Raw genomic sequence first — 14,090 nt, 5'->3', positions numbered from 1 at the left:
TTGCAGGACCATCTGAATACATCCCCCGGGCCCTCGGCAAGCCCCAACCATGACATGAAAAAACTGGCGACGGCAGGAGGAGGGTCCGCCAACCACTTACCAGGCAGTAAAATAAGCAATCGCTACTATACCTCACGGCAATCAGGAGTCCTCATGAACAGCGCCTCATCCCACCCCCCGTCCCACAGCCGCCTGGCCCACATGCCGATCTCGCTGTTCGCGATCGTCATGGGCCTGACCGGCACCACCATCGCCTACGAGCGCGCCGAACATCTCTGGGCTTGGGCCATTCACCCCTCGACCGTCCTGCTCGTTCTGAGCGCCGGCATTTACGGTTTGATCGCCTTCGCCTACCTGAGCAAGTTCATCCGCCACCGGGCCGAGGTGGTCGGCGAATTCAACCACCCGATCCGCATCAGCTTCTTTCCGACCATGTCGATCGGCCTGATCCTGCTCGCCATCGCCACCCTGCCTTACAGCGAGCCGCTCGCGCTGGCCCTCTGGGGCGTCGGCAGCGTTGCCCAGCTGCTGTTCACCCTGCTCATCCTGTCCACCTGGATCCACCATGAACGCTACCAGGTCCAGCACAGCAACCCGGCGTGGTTCATTCCCATCGTCGGCAACATCCTGGTGCCGATTGCCGGCGTGCCGCTCGGTTTTCCGGAGATTTCCTGGTTCTACTTCAGCGTCGGCCTGATGATGTGGACGCCGCTGCTCGCCGTACTGTTCAACCGTTTCTTCTTCCACCCGATGGTTCCGGCCAAGCTGCTGCCAACGCTGTTCATCCTGATCGCCCCGCCGGCGGTCGGCTGCCTTGCCTGGCTCAAGCTGCACCACGGCGTTCTCGACGACGTGGCGCGCATCCTCTATTACTTCGCCCTCTTCATCACCCTGCTGCTGTTCTTCCAGTGGCGCCACTTCGCCCGTCTCGCCTTCGCCCTGCCCTGGTGGGCCTATTCCTTCCCGCTGGCGGCACTGACCATTGCCTCCAGCGTCATGCTGGAAAAAATCGGCGGCAGCTTCTTCGCCATCCTGACGCCGCTGCTGTTGATCCTGCTCAGCGCCCTCATCGTCGTGCTGCTGTTCAATACGGCGCGCGCCATGCTGCGCGGGGAAATCTGCGTACCGGAATGATGCGGCGGCCTGCATTCCCGGCACCACCCGGCGAACGGCGGGCTATACTGCCGGGAAACAAGACATAACGAATCCGGAGGAGGCCCGCCCGCGGGCAACGTGCATGGATGTCCTGTTCCTGCTCGCCCTGTCGACCGTGGTCGTGGTCCTGCTCTTCGACTACACCAACGGCTTCCACGACGCCGCCAACATCGTCGCGACGGTGATCGCCTCGCGCGCGATGACGCCGGTGCAGGCGGTGATCATCGTCGGCGTCTTCGAGTTCCTCGGCCCGCTGCTGGGCGGCACCGCGGTTGCCAACACGATCGGCAAGTTCGTCAGCCTCGACGGCGTCGTGCCGCTGCTCTCGCTGTCGATCCTGCTCTGCGGACTGATCGGCGCCATCGTCTGGAACCTGGCGACCTGGTATTTCGGCATTCCTTCGTCGTCGTCGCACGCGCTGGTCGGCGGACTGATCGGCGCCATCGTCGTCAGCGTCGGCAGCGATCATGTCGTCTGGGGCTTCCGCGAACTCGCCGACGGCCACCTGACCGGCATCGTCAAGGTCCTGGCCGCCCTCGTCCTGTCGCCGCTGATCGGTTTCTGGGCGGGATTCCTCGTCCATCGCCTGATGAACGCCCTGCTGCGCAGCGCCAGCACCGCCGCCAACACCCGCCTGCGCTACGCCCAGTTCTTCACCGCCGCCGGCCTGGCGTTCTCGCACGGCGCCAACGATGCGCAGAAAAGCATGGGCATCCTGACCCTGGTCCTGCTGCTGGGCGGCTTCATCCCCAGTTTCGAAGTCCCGTTCTGGGTCATGCTCGCCTGCGCCACGGCGATCACCCTCGGCATCCTTTCCGGCGGCTGGCGCATCGTCCGCACGCTCGGCTTCGCCATCTACCGGGTGCGGCCGATCCACGCGCTGGATTCGCAGCTGACCTCGGCGCTGGTGATCATGGGCGCCTCGCTGGCCGGCGCCCCGGTGTCGACGACGCACGTCGTCGCCACCTCGATCATGGGCATCGGCGCCTCGGAACGGCCGCGCGCCGTCCGCTGGGCGAAGGCCAAGGACATCGCGACGACCTGGGTGATCACCATCCCCGGCGCCGCGCTGGTCGCCATCCAGGCCTACGCCCTGCTCCACCTGTTCATCGGAGTCCCATCATGAGCGACAACACGGGTTCGCCCTCCCTGCTCGGCCGGCTGATCGAGCGCGTCTTTCCCAAGATGCCCGACTTCTTCGCCATGCTCACCCTGCAATGCCGGCATGTCGCGCAGACCGCCGGCCTGCTGGTCGAATTCATGGAAACCGCCGCTCCCGAAATCGGTCGCCAGATCCGCAAGGACGAGCACGAAGCCGACCGCGTCAAGATCCACAACCTGCACGCCCTGAACGAGGCCTTCTCGACGCCGATCGACCGCGAGGATCTCTACCGGGCGATCATGGACCTCGACGAGATCGTCAATTACTGCAAGACCACGGTCAGCGAGATGGAAGTCCTGCAACTCGACCCCGACAAGCATTGCCTGGAAATGGCGATGCACATCAAGCTGGGCACCGACGCCCTGCTCCAGGGCTTCACCCGGCTGGCCAAGGAGCCGGCACTGGCGGCCGACGATGCCGACCTCGCGCGCAAGGCCGAGCGCCGCGTCGAGAAGGCCTACCGGCGGGCGATCGCCGACCTCTTCCAGGGCGACGACTACATCCACATGTTCAAGCGCCGGGAAATCTACCGCCACCTCTCCAACGCCGCCGACCGCATGGCGCACTGCGCCAACACGCTGCACGACATCGTCGTCAAGATGTGCTGAGCGCTACTCGCCGGTGACGAGAACCGTCTGACCGGCGAAATCGACCTGCTGCCCGGGCCGGATCTTGGCCCGCTTGCGGGTATCGACGACGCCATCGACGCGAACCTGCCCATCGGCGATCGCCGCATGCGCGGCGCCGCCCGATTCGCAAAGACCGGTCGCCTTGAGCAACTGGTCGAGCTGGATGTGCTCGCCGCGGACGGCAAAATTGACACTCATGATTCTTCCTCGATGATGATCAGGTGCACCCGGCACGGCCCGTGGGCGCCGAGGACGATGGTTTGTTCGATGTCGCCGGTGCGCGACGGCCCGGAAACGAAGTTGGCCGCCCGCGGCAACTGCCCGCGCTCGCGGCGCAGCAGCGGGAAGGCATCTTCCATCGTCGCCACCACCCGTGCCGCCGGCACCAGCGCGATGTGGGTTTCCGGCAGCAGGCTGACCGACGCCGGCGTTGCCGGGCCGGACAGCAACAGCAAGGTGCCGGTTTCGGCGATGGCGCAGAAGCAGCCGGTGATGCCGACTGGATCGGCATCCAGCGCGCTGCCGCTGTGGCAGGCAATGCCGGCGGCGGCCCAGTCGAGGCCGGCGACGTCGAGCGCGGTCACCGCCCGCGCCGGCAGATTCTGTACCGCCAGGTAGGCGGCAACGCGCGCCGGCACCGCAGCATAGTCAACAACCCGCTCGACCGTGCTCGCCAAACTGCCCGCCTTGTCGCAAAAGCGCGCCACCAGGTCGCCGCGCAGCGTCGGCTGCGGCCCCGGCGACGCCGCCTGCAGGTAGGCCAGGGCGGCAGCGCGGCGCGCGCCGGCATCGCCTTTGGCAAGCCCGGCGCGGACGCGGGCGAGGATCTCGTCGCGCGCGCTCATGTCACGACATTCCTTGGCGCGCCGGCGACGAAGGCTTCGAGGTTATCCACCAACTGGTCGGCCAACATCTGCATCGCCGGCCGGCTCGACCACGCGACATGCGGCGTCAGCAGGAAATTGGGTTGCGCCAGCAAGGCCGGATCGAGCAGTGGCTGATCGTCCGGCGGCGGCTCGACGCTCAGCACGTCGAAGCCGGCGCCGGCGATCCAGCCTTCGCGCAGGGCGCGGAGCAGCGCCGCCTCGTCGACGATGCCGCCGCGCGCCGTGTTGATCAGCAGCGCCGAGGGTTTCATCGCCCGCAGTTCGGCCTCGCCGATCAGGTGGCGGGTGGCGTCGCTGAGCGGGCAATGCAGGCTGATCGCGTCGGCCGCCGCCAGTACCTCGGCGAAAGCGGTGTAGCCGGGGCGCACCCTGGCGGCATCCTTGCGTTCGGCACGCAGCACGCGCATGCCGAAGGCTTCGCCGAGGCGGACGACACCGTTGCCAAGGCTGCCGGCGCCGATGACGCCGAGCGTCGCGCCGTGCAGGTCGCGGATCGGGTGGTCGAACAGGCAGAACTGCTCGGCGGCCTGCCAGGCGCCGGCCTGGATTGTCGCGCGCCAGGCGAAGAGGTTGCGCGACAGCGCCAGCAGCAGCGCGAAGACATGCTCGGGCACGGTATGTTGGGCGTAGCCGCGGATGTTGCTGACGACGATGCCGCGCCGCCGACAGGCGTCGAGGTGGACGATGTTGGTGCCGGTGGCGGCAACCGCGATCATCCGCAGCTCGGGCAGCGCGTCGATCACGGCAGCCGGCAGCGGCACCTTGTTGACGATGGCGATGCTGGCGCCGCGCAGGCGTTCGACGACCTGCTGCGGTGCGGTCTGCGGGTAGTCGATCCAGTCGTGGGCGAAGGCCGGCCGGCGGAAGTCGGCGACCACCGATGCCCGGTCGAGATGGACGATGCGCTGCATCAAAGCGCGCTGACGAAAGGCGTGCCGTGCGTCGCCGCCAGCTCGCCAACCTTGGCGCCAAGCGCAGCGTCACCGCTGTAGATCAGGCAATCGACGCCGGCCGCGCACAGGCCTTCGATCGCCGGCCCGTCACCATGCACCAGGTTGAGCACCCCGGCCGGCCAGTCGCTGCGCGTTGCCAGTTCGCACAGGGCAAAGGCAGCCGCCGGCGCTTGCGGGCTCGGTTTGACGACCAGCGTCGCTCCCGCCAGCAAGGCGGGCGCCGCTGCTGCCGCCAGGCCCGCCAGCGGCTGGCCGGCGGCGACGACCAGCGCGGCGACGCCGGTTTCGCCAACGCTAGCCTCACGCAACGCGGCAACCGCCGCCGCCACTTCGGTCGCTGCCTGCGCTTCCGGAACGGCGCTCTCCTGCACCAGCAGCTTGGCGAAATGACCGGCGTACTTGTCCAGGCCGTCGGCGAGGCGAGTCAGGCATTCCTGGCGCCCGGCCAGGCCGAGCCCCGCCCAGGCGGCTTGCGCGTCGCGCGCCGCCGCCACCGCCTCGGCCGCTTCCTCGGCGCCGCACATCGGCACCCGGTGACGGGCCTGCCCGGTCGCCGGATTGACCACGTCGAAGAAGCTGTCGCCCACCGTCAGGTAAGGGCGGCCGTTGATCCAGAGGGGAATGGCCATCGAGCCTTCGGGTACGAATTCCATTGTCAGTCTCGCTTTCTTGCTGCGTATTGTTCGAAAAAGGTCTTGCCGCCAGCCGCCACCGGCAGATCGCGCGCCCTCGTCCAGCCGGGGGCGAAACCGAAGATGCGAATGCGCCCCGCGCCGTCGGCCAGCCAGTTCAGGTAGCGGGCGGCGATCCGGGTCAGCGCCCGGTACAGCGCCGGCCGGCCGGCGACCCAGGCCCAGGCGCGTAGCCCCAGGCGTTCGCCCCAGGGGCGCAGGCCGCGCCGCCACTGTTCCTGGCGCAGGCCGTGCATCAGCTCGGGCAGCGGAATGCGCACCGGACAGACGCTCGAACACTGGCGACAGCCGGTCGACGCGTGCGGCAAGTCGAGCGCGTTCTCGATGCCGGTGTAGAGCGGCGTCAGCACCGAGCCCATCGGCCCGGGATAGACCCAGCCGTAGGCGTGGCCGCCGAGTGAGAAATAGACCGGGCAGTGGTTCATGCAGGCGCCGCAGCGGATGCAGCGCAGGATGTCCTGGTAATGCGAACCGACGACATCGGCGCGGCCATTGTCGACCAGGATGAAGACGGTCTTGGTCGGCCCTTCGCTTTCGTCGTCGGCGCGCGTGCCGGTCAGCAGCGAGACGTAGTTGGAGATCGTCTGGCCGGTCGCCGAACGCGGCAGCAGGCGCATCAGCGTGGCGAAATCCTGCAGCGTCGGCACCACCTTCTCGATGCCGGTGATCACCACATGGACGCGCGGCAGCGTCGTCACCATGCGGCCGTTGCCTTCGTTGGTGACCAAGGCCGCAGTACCGGTCTCGGCGATCAGGAAATTGGCGCCGGAGATGCCCATGTCGGCCGACAGGAAGTGCTGGCGCAGCACGCCACGCGCCTCCTTGGCCAGCGCCGGGATGTCGGCGGAAGTCCGCGCTTCGAGCGGCCGTCCGTGCTTCTCGGCGAACAGCGCCTCGACTTCCTGCAAGGTCTTGTGCACCGCCGGCGCGATGATGTGCGACGGCGCCTCGCCGGCAAGCTGGATGATGTATTCGCCGAGGTCGGTCTCGACCGGCTCGATGCCGGCGGCGGCGAGCGCGTCGTTGAGCTGCGCCTCTTCGGACAGCATCGACTTCGACTTGGTGACCTTCTTCACATCGTAGCGACGGGCGACGTCGATCACCAGATCGCAGATTTCGCTGCCGTCGCGCGCCCACAATACTTCGGCACCGCGCGCGCGGGCGTTTTCCTCGAAGATTTCCAGCCACACGTCGAGGTCGTTCAGCGCCCGGTCGCGGATGCCGGCACAGGCCTCGCGCAAGGCTTCGAATTCGAGGCCGTCGTCGGGCAGCGCCGCCATGGCCTTGGCGCGCTTGCCGGAAAACAGCGGCTTGGCCTTCTGCAGCGCTTGCTGCAGCACCGGATTGCGCACCTTGTCGGCGGCGCGGGCGGTGAAATGCATCGCCTGCGAGTGCGTGGCGTTGGCCTGGGTCCGGGTGTTCGGCTGAGCGCTCACGGCTCGCCCTCGCCGGCCAGAACTTCGGCCAGGTGCAGCACCCGCGTCGTCTGGTCGCCGCGTCGGCGCAGCCGACCCTCGATGTTGAGCAGGCAGCCGAGATCGCCGCCGACCACCGCATCGGCGCCGGCAGCGGCAATCGACTCGCACTTGCGGTCGACGATGCGCGCCGAGACGTCGGCGTAGTTCTCGGCGAAGGCGCCGCCAAAACCGCAGCATTCCTCGCAGTCGGCCATTTCCTTCAGGCTCAGCCCGCGCACGCGGCCGAGCAGGGCGCGCGGCTGCGCCTTGATGCCGAGACCGCGCAGGCCCTTGCAGGAATCGTGATAGGTGACGCTGCCGGCGAACTCGCCGGGCGGCTGACAGGTCTCGCCGAGGCCGGCCAGGAAGACGCTGAGCTCTTCGGTGCGCCCGGCCAATTCGCGGGCGCGTGGTCCCCAGACGGCATCGTCAACGAACAACTTGGGATACACCGACTTGATCTGCTCGGCGCAGGAACCCGAAGGCACGACGACGACATCGTAACTTTCCAGCTCGGCAATCGCCTTGCGTGCCAGCTCCATCGCCAGCGGCCGGTTGCCGGCACTCCAGGCGGGTTGGCCGCAGCAGGTCTGGGCCGGCGGCACGACGACGTCGTTGCCGGTTGCTTCAAGCAGGCGCAAGGCAGCAAAGCCCACCGCCGGACGCATCAGGTCCACCAGGCAGGTAACGTATAAGGCGATCCGCATGTTAATATTGCGCCGCACCACAAGGCAAAGTGGCCAATGCTACTCAAACCCCGCGAATAAAGGAATCCAGTTGTCAGAAGTTGCCGACGGCGCCACCCGGACGCCTGGTTCGATCCAGGTCATCGAGCGCATGATGTCCTTGCTCGACGCGCTCGCCGAAGCCCCGGACGCCGCCAGTCTGAAACACCTGGCCGCTGTCACCGAACTGCACCCATCGACGGCCCATCGCATCCTCGCCGCGATGTGCAACGCCCGCTTCGTCGAACGCCAGGACGCCGGCAACTACCGCCTCGGCATCCGGTTGCTCGAACTCGGTAATATCGTCAAGTCGCGCATCAACCTGCGCGAAGTCGCCCTGCCCTTCATGCAAACCCTGCATGAAAAGATCGGCGAGGCGATCAACCTGGGCGCCCGCCACGACGACGATATCGTTTATCTGGAACGCACCTCGTCCGGCCGCTCGCTGGTTCGCGTCGTCTACTTGGTCGGTGGTCGCGCGCCCCTGCACCTGACCTCGCTCGGCAAGCTCTTCCTGGCCGCCGAAAGCGCCCAGAAAGTTCGCGATTACGCCCGCCGTACCGCCCTACCGGGCAAGACACCACATTCGCTGACCACCCTGGCCGCCCTTGAAAAGGAACTGGACAAGGTGCGCCGGCACGGCATCGCCTACGACGACGAGGAAGCCGAACTCGGGCTGAAATGCGTCGCGGCGCCGATCCACGATGACGAAGGCAATGTCGTCGCCGCCCTCTCGGTGTCGGCTCCGGCCGACCGCCACGACCCGGAATGGGGCCGGCAGGTCAAGGAGACCGCCGACGAGGTCTCGCGCGCCCTCGGTTACATCAAGCCGCGCCAATAAAAAAGGCGGCCAACGGCCGCCTTGCTGCATCCGGAACAGGAAACTCAGGCGCTTTCCATCCAGCGCTTGATCCGGTTGGCGTCGCCAACCCGGGTTGCCTTGCCTTGCGAATCGAGCAGGACGATGACCACCGGCTTGCCGGCGACCCAGGCCTGCATCACCAGACAACGGCCAGCTTCCGAGATGTAACCGGTCTTCGACAGGCCGATCTGCCAGTTGTCGCTACGCACCAGCGAGTTGGTATTGCCGAATTGCTGGATGCGGCCGTTCAGCTCGACCTTGGCCTCGGCGGTCGTCGAGAACATGCGGATCTGCGGATAACGAACCGCCGCCGTCACCATGCGCGCCAGATCGTGGGCGGTGGAAACGTTGTTGCTCGACAAACCGGTCGGTTCCTCGAAACGGGTGTCGAACATGCCGAGGGCGCGCGACTTGCGGTTCATCGCATCGACGAAAGCGCGCAGACCACCGGGGTAATGACGACCAAGGGCGTGCGCCGCCCGGTTCTCGGAAGACATCAGCGCCAGCAGCATCGCCGTCTCCCGGGTCATCGTCGTCCCCACCGGCAGGCGCGAACGCGTCCCCTTCAGGTCGTCGATATCCTCGGCGCCGATGCTGATCACCTCGTGCATGTCGAGGCCGGCATCGAGCACGACCATCGCCGTCATCAGCTTGGAAATCGAGGCGATCGGCAGCACGGCGTCCGGCTGCTTCTCGATCACCACGCGATTGCTGCCCTGATCGATGACCAGCGCCGCCGACGAACGGATCGCCAGCTGCGCCGGGTCCTCGTTGAGGGCGACACGCTTCACCGGTTTCGTGCTGCGCGCCGCCACCAACTTCTTCTGCGTCTTCTTAGCCGTTTTGTGCGGCACCGCCTTCTTGGTTGTCGTCTCCCGTTTCGCCGCCTCGACCGGCGACACGCCGACGATCAGGGAAAAGGACGCAAGCAGGACAAGTAATTTTCGACGCATGGAGGCACTCCCGAAGCAAGCGCCGATTTTATCCGAGTTTATGATCCAAATCCAAAATTACAATCAAAGCAGCGAGATAGCTCTGTATATTCAGGCAGTTACTCAGGAAGCGTCAACAACAGTCAGCGCCGTCATGTTGACGATGCGGCGCACCGTCGCCGTCGGCGTCAGGATGTTGACCGGCTTCGCCGCACCGAGCAGGATCGGCCCGACGGTCAGGTTGTCGCCGGCTGCCACCTTGAGCAGATTGAACGAGATGTTCGCCGCGTCCAGGGTCGGCATCACCAACAGGTTGGCCTGCCCCTTGAGCCGGGAATTCGGGAAGGCGGTCTGGCGGATCTTCTCGTCGAGCGCCGCGTCGCCGTGCATTTCGCCTTCGACCTCAAGCTCCGGCGCGCGCCGGTTGAGTTCGGCCAGCACCTCGCGCATCTTGACCGCAGTCGGCGTGTTCTCGGTACCGAAGGTGGAATGCGAGAGCAGCGCGACCTTGGGCACGATGCCGAAGTTGCGGATTTCCTCGGCCGCCATCAGCGTCATGTCGACCAGTTGTTCGGCGCTCGGGTCGTAATTGACGTAGGTGTCGGCAATGAAGACCGTCCGCCCCGGCAGCAGCAGCAGGTTCATCGCGTAATAGCGGTCATGCTCGGCACGCGTGCCGATGACGCTCTGCACGTATTCGCGATGCGTCTCGTGACGGCCGAAGGTACCGCAGATCAGGCCGTCGGCGTAACCGAGACGGACCATCAACGCGCCGTACAGCGTATTGCGGCGACGCACCTCGCGGCGCGCGTAATCGGGCGACACCCCCTTGCGCTCCATGATCCGGTGATAGGTGGTCCAGAACTCCTCGTAATGCTCGTCGAAGAAAGCACTGTTGTCTGCGTGGATGACTTCGAAATCCTCGCCTTCGCGGATGCGCAGGCCGGCCGCTTCGATCCGGCGGTTGATCTCGGCGTGCCGACCGATCAGGATCGGCCAGGCAATGCCTTCGTCGCGCACCACCTGCACCGCGCGCAGCACGCGCTCGTCCTCGCCCTCGGCGAAGACGATGCGTTTGGGCGCCAGGCGGGCCTGCGAGAACACCGGCTTCATGATCAGGCCGGAGTGGTAGACGAATTCGTTCAGCCCCTGCAGGTAGGCATCCCAATCCTCGATCGGCCGCGTCGCGACGCCCGAATCCATCCCTGCCTGCGCCACCGCCGGCGCAATCTTGACGATCAGGCGATGGTCGAAGGGCTTGGGAATCAGATATTCAGGACCGAAGCCGGAAATCTTCTCGCCGTAGGCGGAAGCGACGACTTCCGACTGCTCGGCGCGGGCCAGTTCGGCGATGGCTTTCACCGCCGCCATCTTCATTTCCTCGGTGATCGTCGTCGCGCCGACGTCGAGCGCACCGCGGAAGATGAAGGGGAAGCAGAGGACGTTGTTGACCTGGTTCGGGTAGTCCGAGCGGCCGGTGCAGATGATCGCGTCGTCGCGCACCGCCTTGACCTGCTCCGGCAGGATTTCCGGCGTCGGGTTGGCGAGCGCCATGATCAGCGGCTGCGCCGCCATCTTCGCCACCATTTCCGACTTCAGCACGCCGCCAGCGGAAAGGCCGAGGAAGACATCGGCATCGGCAATGACTTCGCCCAGCGTCCGGGCATCGGTCCGCTTCGCATAGCGCGCCTTGATCTCGTCCATTTCCTCGACCCGGCCTTCGTAGACCAGGCCCTTGATGTCGGTGACCCAGATGTTCTCCACCGGCGCGCCGAGCATGACCAGCAGGTCGAGACAGGCGAGCGCCGCGGCACCGGCGCCGGAGGTGACGATCTTGACCTTGGACATGTCCTTGCCGATCAGGTGCAGGCCATTGAGGATGGCAGCGCCGACGACAATCGCCGTACCGTGCTGATCGTCATGGAAAACCGGAATCTTCATCCGCTCGCGCAGCTTCTTCTCGATGTAGAAGCACTCGGGCGCCTTGATGTCTTCGAGGTTGATGCCGCCGAAGGTCGGCTCCAGCGAGGCAATGGTGTCGATCAGCTTGTCCGGATCGCGCTCTTCGATCTCGAGATCGAAGACATCGATATTGGCGAATTTCTTGAACAGCACACCCTTGCCTTCCATGACCGGCTTGGCGGCGAGCGGGCCGATCGGCCCGAGGCCGAGGACGGCGGTACCGTTGGTGATGACACCGACCAGGTTGGCGCGCGAGGTCAGCGTGCTGGCCTCACGCGGATCAGCAACGATTTCTTCGCAGGCGTAAGCCACGCCCGGCGAATAGGCCATCGACAGATCGTACTGGTTGGTCAGTTGCTTGATTGGCGTGACGGCGATCTTGCCGGGTTTCGGACTACGGTGATAGAACAGCGCGGCTTCGCGCAATTGCCTGGGATCCATGTCGCCTCCGTTTTATATTGTGAAAATGATTTTTGAGATGCGGAAAATTATAACATACAACACTTGACAACGATATTTCGGACATCACCTAGTCAGCAAAGTCAAGTAGATATTTCCCCCTGCCTGAGGCATAATTACGGGCTTCCCAGCCGACGGCCTCTCGCCGCGCAGATGTCTTGGTGGCAGCACCCGGCGACTGGCGTGAAAATCAGTTATTTCAGTAACTTATTAGAGAGACACCGCCATGACCGCAGCGCTGAACGCACCGGAATACGTCAAACACGAAGCCCTCAAGAAGTGGGTTGCCGAGATTGCCGAACTGACACAACCCGACCAGATCCACTGGTGTGACGGCTCGCAGGAAGAATACGACCGTCTGTGCGCGGAAATGGTTGCAGCGGGCACCTTCATCAAACTGAACGAAGCCAAGCGCCCGAATTCCTACCTCGCCTTCTCCGATCCATCCGACGTCGCCCGCGTCGAAGACCGCACCTACATCTGTTCCGAAAAGAAGGAAGACGCCGGCCCGACCAACAACTGGGAAGAACCGGCCAAGATGCGCGAAACCCTGAACGGCCTGTTCAAGGGCTGCATGAAGGGCCGCACGATGTACGTCATCCCCTTCTCGATGGGCCCGCTCGGTTCGCCGATCGCCCACATCGGTTTCGAGATCACCGACTCGGCCTACGTCGCCACCAACATGCGCACGATGACCCGCATGGGCAAGGCCGTTTTCGACGTGCTCGGCAGCGACGGCGAATTCGTCCCCTGCATCCACTCCGTCGGCGCCCCGCTCGAACCGGGCCAGCAGGATGCCAAGTGGCCGTGCAACCCGACCGTCAAGTACATCGTGCATTACCCGGAAACCCGCGAAATCTGGTCCTACGGTTCCGGCTACGGCGGCAACGCCCTGCTCGGCAAGAAGTGCTTCGCGCTGCGCATCGCCTCCAACATGGCGCGCGAACAGGGCTGGCTGGCCGAACACATGCTGATCCTCGGCGTCGAGTCGCCGGAAGGTGAAAAGACCTACGTCGCCGCCGCCTTCCCGTCGGCCTGCGGCAAGACCAACTTCGCCATGCTGATCCCGCCGAAGACCCTGGACGGCTGGAAGATCACCACCATCGGCGACGACATCGCCTGGATCAAGCCGCGCGTCGATGCCGACGGCGTCACCCGCTTCTACGCCATCAACCCGGAAGCCGGCTTCTTCGGCGTCGCCCCGGGCACCAGCGAGAAGACCAACTACAACGCGCTGGCCACCCTGAAAGAGAACATCATCTTCACCAACGTCGCGCTGACCGACGATGGCGACGTGTGGTGGGAAGGCCTGACCAAGCAAGCCCCGGATCATCTGATCGACTGGCAGGGCAAGGACTGGACGCCGGAAGACGGCAAGAACGGCCGCAAGGCTGCGCATGCCAACTCGCGCTTCACCGCCCCGGCCAACCAGTGCCCGTCGGTCGATGCCGCCTGGGAAGACCCCGCCGGCGTGCCGATCTCCGCCTTCATTTTCGGCGGCCGCCGCGCCACCACCGTGCCGCTGGTCTACCAGGCCTTCAACTGGAACTACGGCGTCTACATGGCCGCCACCCTCGGTTCCGAAACCACCGCTGCCGCCTTCGGCCAGCAAGGCGTTGTGCGTCGCGACCCGTTCGCCATGCTGCCCTTCTGCGGCTACCACATGGGCGATTACTTCAACCACTGGCTGCGCATGGGCAAGGCCGTTGATGCGACGCCGAAGATCTTCTGCGTCAACTGGTTCCGTATGGACCAGGACGGCAACTTCATGTGGCCGGGCTTCGGCGACAACATGCGCGTCCTGAAGTGGATCGTCGACCGCTGCAAGGGCAAGGTCGCCGCCAAGGAAACCGTGCTCGGCTGGATGCCGAAGTTCGAGGACATCGACTGGACCGGTCTCGACATCAAGCGCGACGACTTCGAAGCCCTGACCACGATCGACGCCGACGCCTGGAAGGCCGAACTGGCCGGCCACAAGGAATGGTTCGACAAGATGGGCGAGAAGATGCCGCGCGAACTGGTGTTGAAGCGCGAACTGTTCGAGATGGGCATCTTCAAGGACGCCGCCTGATAAAACGCTTGCCTGCCTACTGCGCACCTCAATCCCGGCGCTGCGATGCTCACCGTACGCAAGTACGGCTGTGCTTCTCACACCGGCCTTGAGGCGCTCGCTACGGCCTGCAAGCGCTTTATTCAACACTGAACAGACAGACAA

The 14,090-nt window shown here is 65.3% G+C and carries 13 protein-coding genes; 5 read left to right on the top strand and 8 right to left on the bottom strand.

All coding sequences use genetic code 11. The features are described from left to right. Positions 1-153: 153 nt before the first annotated feature. The 3 genes from AC0KWY_RS18595 (at position 154) to AC0KWY_RS18585 (ending at position 2,925) form a co-directional block, all read left to right on the top strand. The gene (locus AC0KWY_RS18595) at positions 154-1,134 is read left to right on the top strand and encodes an SLAC1 anion channel family protein (RefSeq protein WP_474026968.1); all 981 of its coding nucleotides are present in this window, start codon (positions 154-156) and stop codon (positions 1,132-1,134) included. A gap of 103 nt (positions 1,135-1,237) precedes the next feature. Next, positions 1,238-2,281: an anion permease gene (locus tag AC0KWY_RS18590; RefSeq protein WP_474026967.1), complete on the top strand. Its 1,044-nt coding sequence runs from the start codon at positions 1,238-1,240 to the stop codon at positions 2,279-2,281. Then, positions 2,278-2,925, top strand: coding sequence for a DUF47 domain-containing protein (locus tag AC0KWY_RS18585; RefSeq protein WP_474026966.1), 648 nt, complete (start codon positions 2,278-2,280; stop codon positions 2,923-2,925). Before AC0KWY_RS18590 ends, AC0KWY_RS18585 begins: the two co-directional genes overlap by 4 nt. Positions 2,926-2,928: 3 nt before the next feature. Here AC0KWY_RS18585 and AC0KWY_RS18580 read toward each other — a convergent pair whose 3' ends face one another. Genes AC0KWY_RS18580 through AC0KWY_RS18555 form a run of 6 tightly spaced genes read right to left on the bottom strand, consistent with a single transcriptional unit; the run spans position 2,929 to position 7,642 of the window. Further along, positions 2,929-3,144 carry an RNA-binding S4 domain-containing protein gene (locus AC0KWY_RS18580; protein WP_474026965.1) on the bottom strand — a complete coding sequence of 72 codons (216 nt, stop codon included), beginning with the start codon at positions 3,142-3,144 and terminating at the stop codon, positions 2,929-2,931. Further along, positions 3,141-3,791 (bottom strand): LutC/YkgG family protein, encoded by a 651-nt coding sequence (locus tag AC0KWY_RS18575; RefSeq protein WP_474026964.1) that lies wholly within the window; start codon positions 3,789-3,791, stop codon positions 3,141-3,143. Before AC0KWY_RS18575 ends, AC0KWY_RS18580 begins: the two co-directional genes overlap by 4 nt. After that, positions 3,788-4,744: a D-2-hydroxyacid dehydrogenase gene (locus AC0KWY_RS18570; protein WP_474026963.1), complete on the bottom strand. Its 957-nt coding sequence runs from the start codon at positions 4,742-4,744 to the stop codon at positions 3,788-3,790. The genes AC0KWY_RS18575 and AC0KWY_RS18570 overlap by 4 nt, the downstream gene beginning before the upstream one ends. After that, on the bottom strand, positions 4,744-5,439 hold the full coding sequence (locus AC0KWY_RS18565) for an aldehyde dehydrogenase family protein (protein ID WP_474026962.1): 696 nt from the start codon (positions 5,437-5,439) through the stop codon (positions 4,744-4,746). Before AC0KWY_RS18565 ends, AC0KWY_RS18570 begins: the two co-directional genes overlap by 1 nt. A gap of 2 nt (positions 5,440-5,441) precedes the next feature. After that, positions 5,442-6,914, bottom strand: a complete 1,473-nt coding sequence (locus tag AC0KWY_RS18560; protein WP_474026961.1) for a lactate utilization protein B — start codon at positions 6,912-6,914, stop codon at positions 5,442-5,444. Beyond that, positions 6,911-7,642, bottom strand: coding sequence for a (Fe-S)-binding protein (locus AC0KWY_RS18555; protein WP_474026960.1), 732 nt, complete (start codon positions 7,640-7,642; stop codon positions 6,911-6,913). Before AC0KWY_RS18555 ends, AC0KWY_RS18560 begins: the two co-directional genes overlap by 4 nt. Before the next feature lie 130 nt (positions 7,643-7,772). On the opposite strand from AC0KWY_RS18555, the gene AC0KWY_RS18550 reads away from it, so the two are divergent. Continuing rightward, positions 7,773-8,501 (top strand): IclR family transcriptional regulator, encoded by a 729-nt coding sequence (locus AC0KWY_RS18550; protein ID WP_474029754.1) that lies wholly within the window; start codon positions 7,773-7,775, stop codon positions 8,499-8,501. A 44-nt stretch (positions 8,502-8,545) separates the two neighbouring features. Here AC0KWY_RS18550 and pbpG read toward each other — a convergent pair whose 3' ends face one another. Together pbpG and AC0KWY_RS18540 are read right to left on the bottom strand one after the other, a co-directional pair. Then, positions 8,546-9,475: a D-alanyl-D-alanine endopeptidase gene (gene pbpG / locus AC0KWY_RS18545; protein ID WP_474026959.1), complete on the bottom strand. Its 930-nt coding sequence runs from the start codon at positions 9,473-9,475 to the stop codon at positions 8,546-8,548. 102 nt (positions 9,476-9,577) lie between these two features. Beyond that, on the bottom strand, positions 9,578-11,857 hold the full coding sequence (locus tag AC0KWY_RS18540; protein ID WP_474026958.1) for an NADP-dependent malic enzyme: 2,280 nt from the start codon (positions 11,855-11,857) through the stop codon (positions 9,578-9,580). 244 nt (positions 11,858-12,101) lie between these two features. Between AC0KWY_RS18540 and AC0KWY_RS18535 the strand changes: the two genes are divergently transcribed. Further along, positions 12,102-13,946, top strand: coding sequence for a phosphoenolpyruvate carboxykinase (GTP) (locus AC0KWY_RS18535; protein WP_474026957.1), 1,845 nt, complete (start codon positions 12,102-12,104; stop codon positions 13,944-13,946). Positions 13,947-14,090 lie beyond the last annotated feature (144 nt).

This window comes from Azonexus sp. MM2026_4 (assembly GCF_055901855.1).
Note: the sequence above shows the minus strand (reverse complement) of the source record. Positions and strands in the feature narration are given on the sequence as shown.

Coding starts and splice junctions, on each gene's coding strand:
- AC0KWY_RS18595 (WP_474026968.1), top strand. CDS start 154: ATGAACAGCGCCTCATCCCACCCCCCGTCCCACAGCCGCCTGGCCCAC.
- AC0KWY_RS18590 (WP_474026967.1), top strand. CDS start 1,238: ATGGATGTCCTGTTCCTGCTCGCCCTGTCGACCGTGGTCGTGGTCCTG.
- AC0KWY_RS18585 (WP_474026966.1), top strand. CDS start 2,278: ATGAGCGACAACACGGGTTCGCCCTCCCTGCTCGGCCGGCTGATCGAG.
- AC0KWY_RS18580 (WP_474026965.1), bottom strand. CDS start 3,144: ATGAGTGTCAATTTTGCCGTCCGCGGCGAGCACATCCAGCTCGACCAG.
- AC0KWY_RS18575 (WP_474026964.1), bottom strand. CDS start 3,791: ATGAGCGCGCGCGACGAGATCCTCGCCCGCGTCCGCGCCGGGCTTGCC.
- AC0KWY_RS18570 (WP_474026963.1), bottom strand. CDS start 4,744: ATGCAGCGCATCGTCCATCTCGACCGGGCATCGGTGGTCGCCGACTTC.
- AC0KWY_RS18565 (WP_474026962.1), bottom strand. CDS start 5,439: ATGGAATTCGTACCCGAAGGCTCGATGGCCATTCCCCTCTGGATCAAC.
- AC0KWY_RS18555 (WP_474026960.1), bottom strand. CDS start 7,642: ATGCGGATCGCCTTATACGTTACCTGCCTGGTGGACCTGATGCGTCCG.
- AC0KWY_RS18550 (WP_474029754.1), top strand. CDS start 7,773: ATGATGTCCTTGCTCGACGCGCTCGCCGAAGCCCCGGACGCCGCCAGT.
- pbpG (WP_474026959.1), bottom strand. CDS start 9,475: ATGCGTCGAAAATTACTTGTCCTGCTTGCGTCCTTTTCCCTGATCGTC.
- AC0KWY_RS18540 (WP_474026958.1), bottom strand. CDS start 11,857: ATGGATCCCAGGCAATTGCGCGAAGCCGCGCTGTTCTATCACCGTAGT.
- AC0KWY_RS18535 (WP_474026957.1), top strand. CDS start 12,102: ATGACCGCAGCGCTGAACGCACCGGAATACGTCAAACACGAAGCCCTC.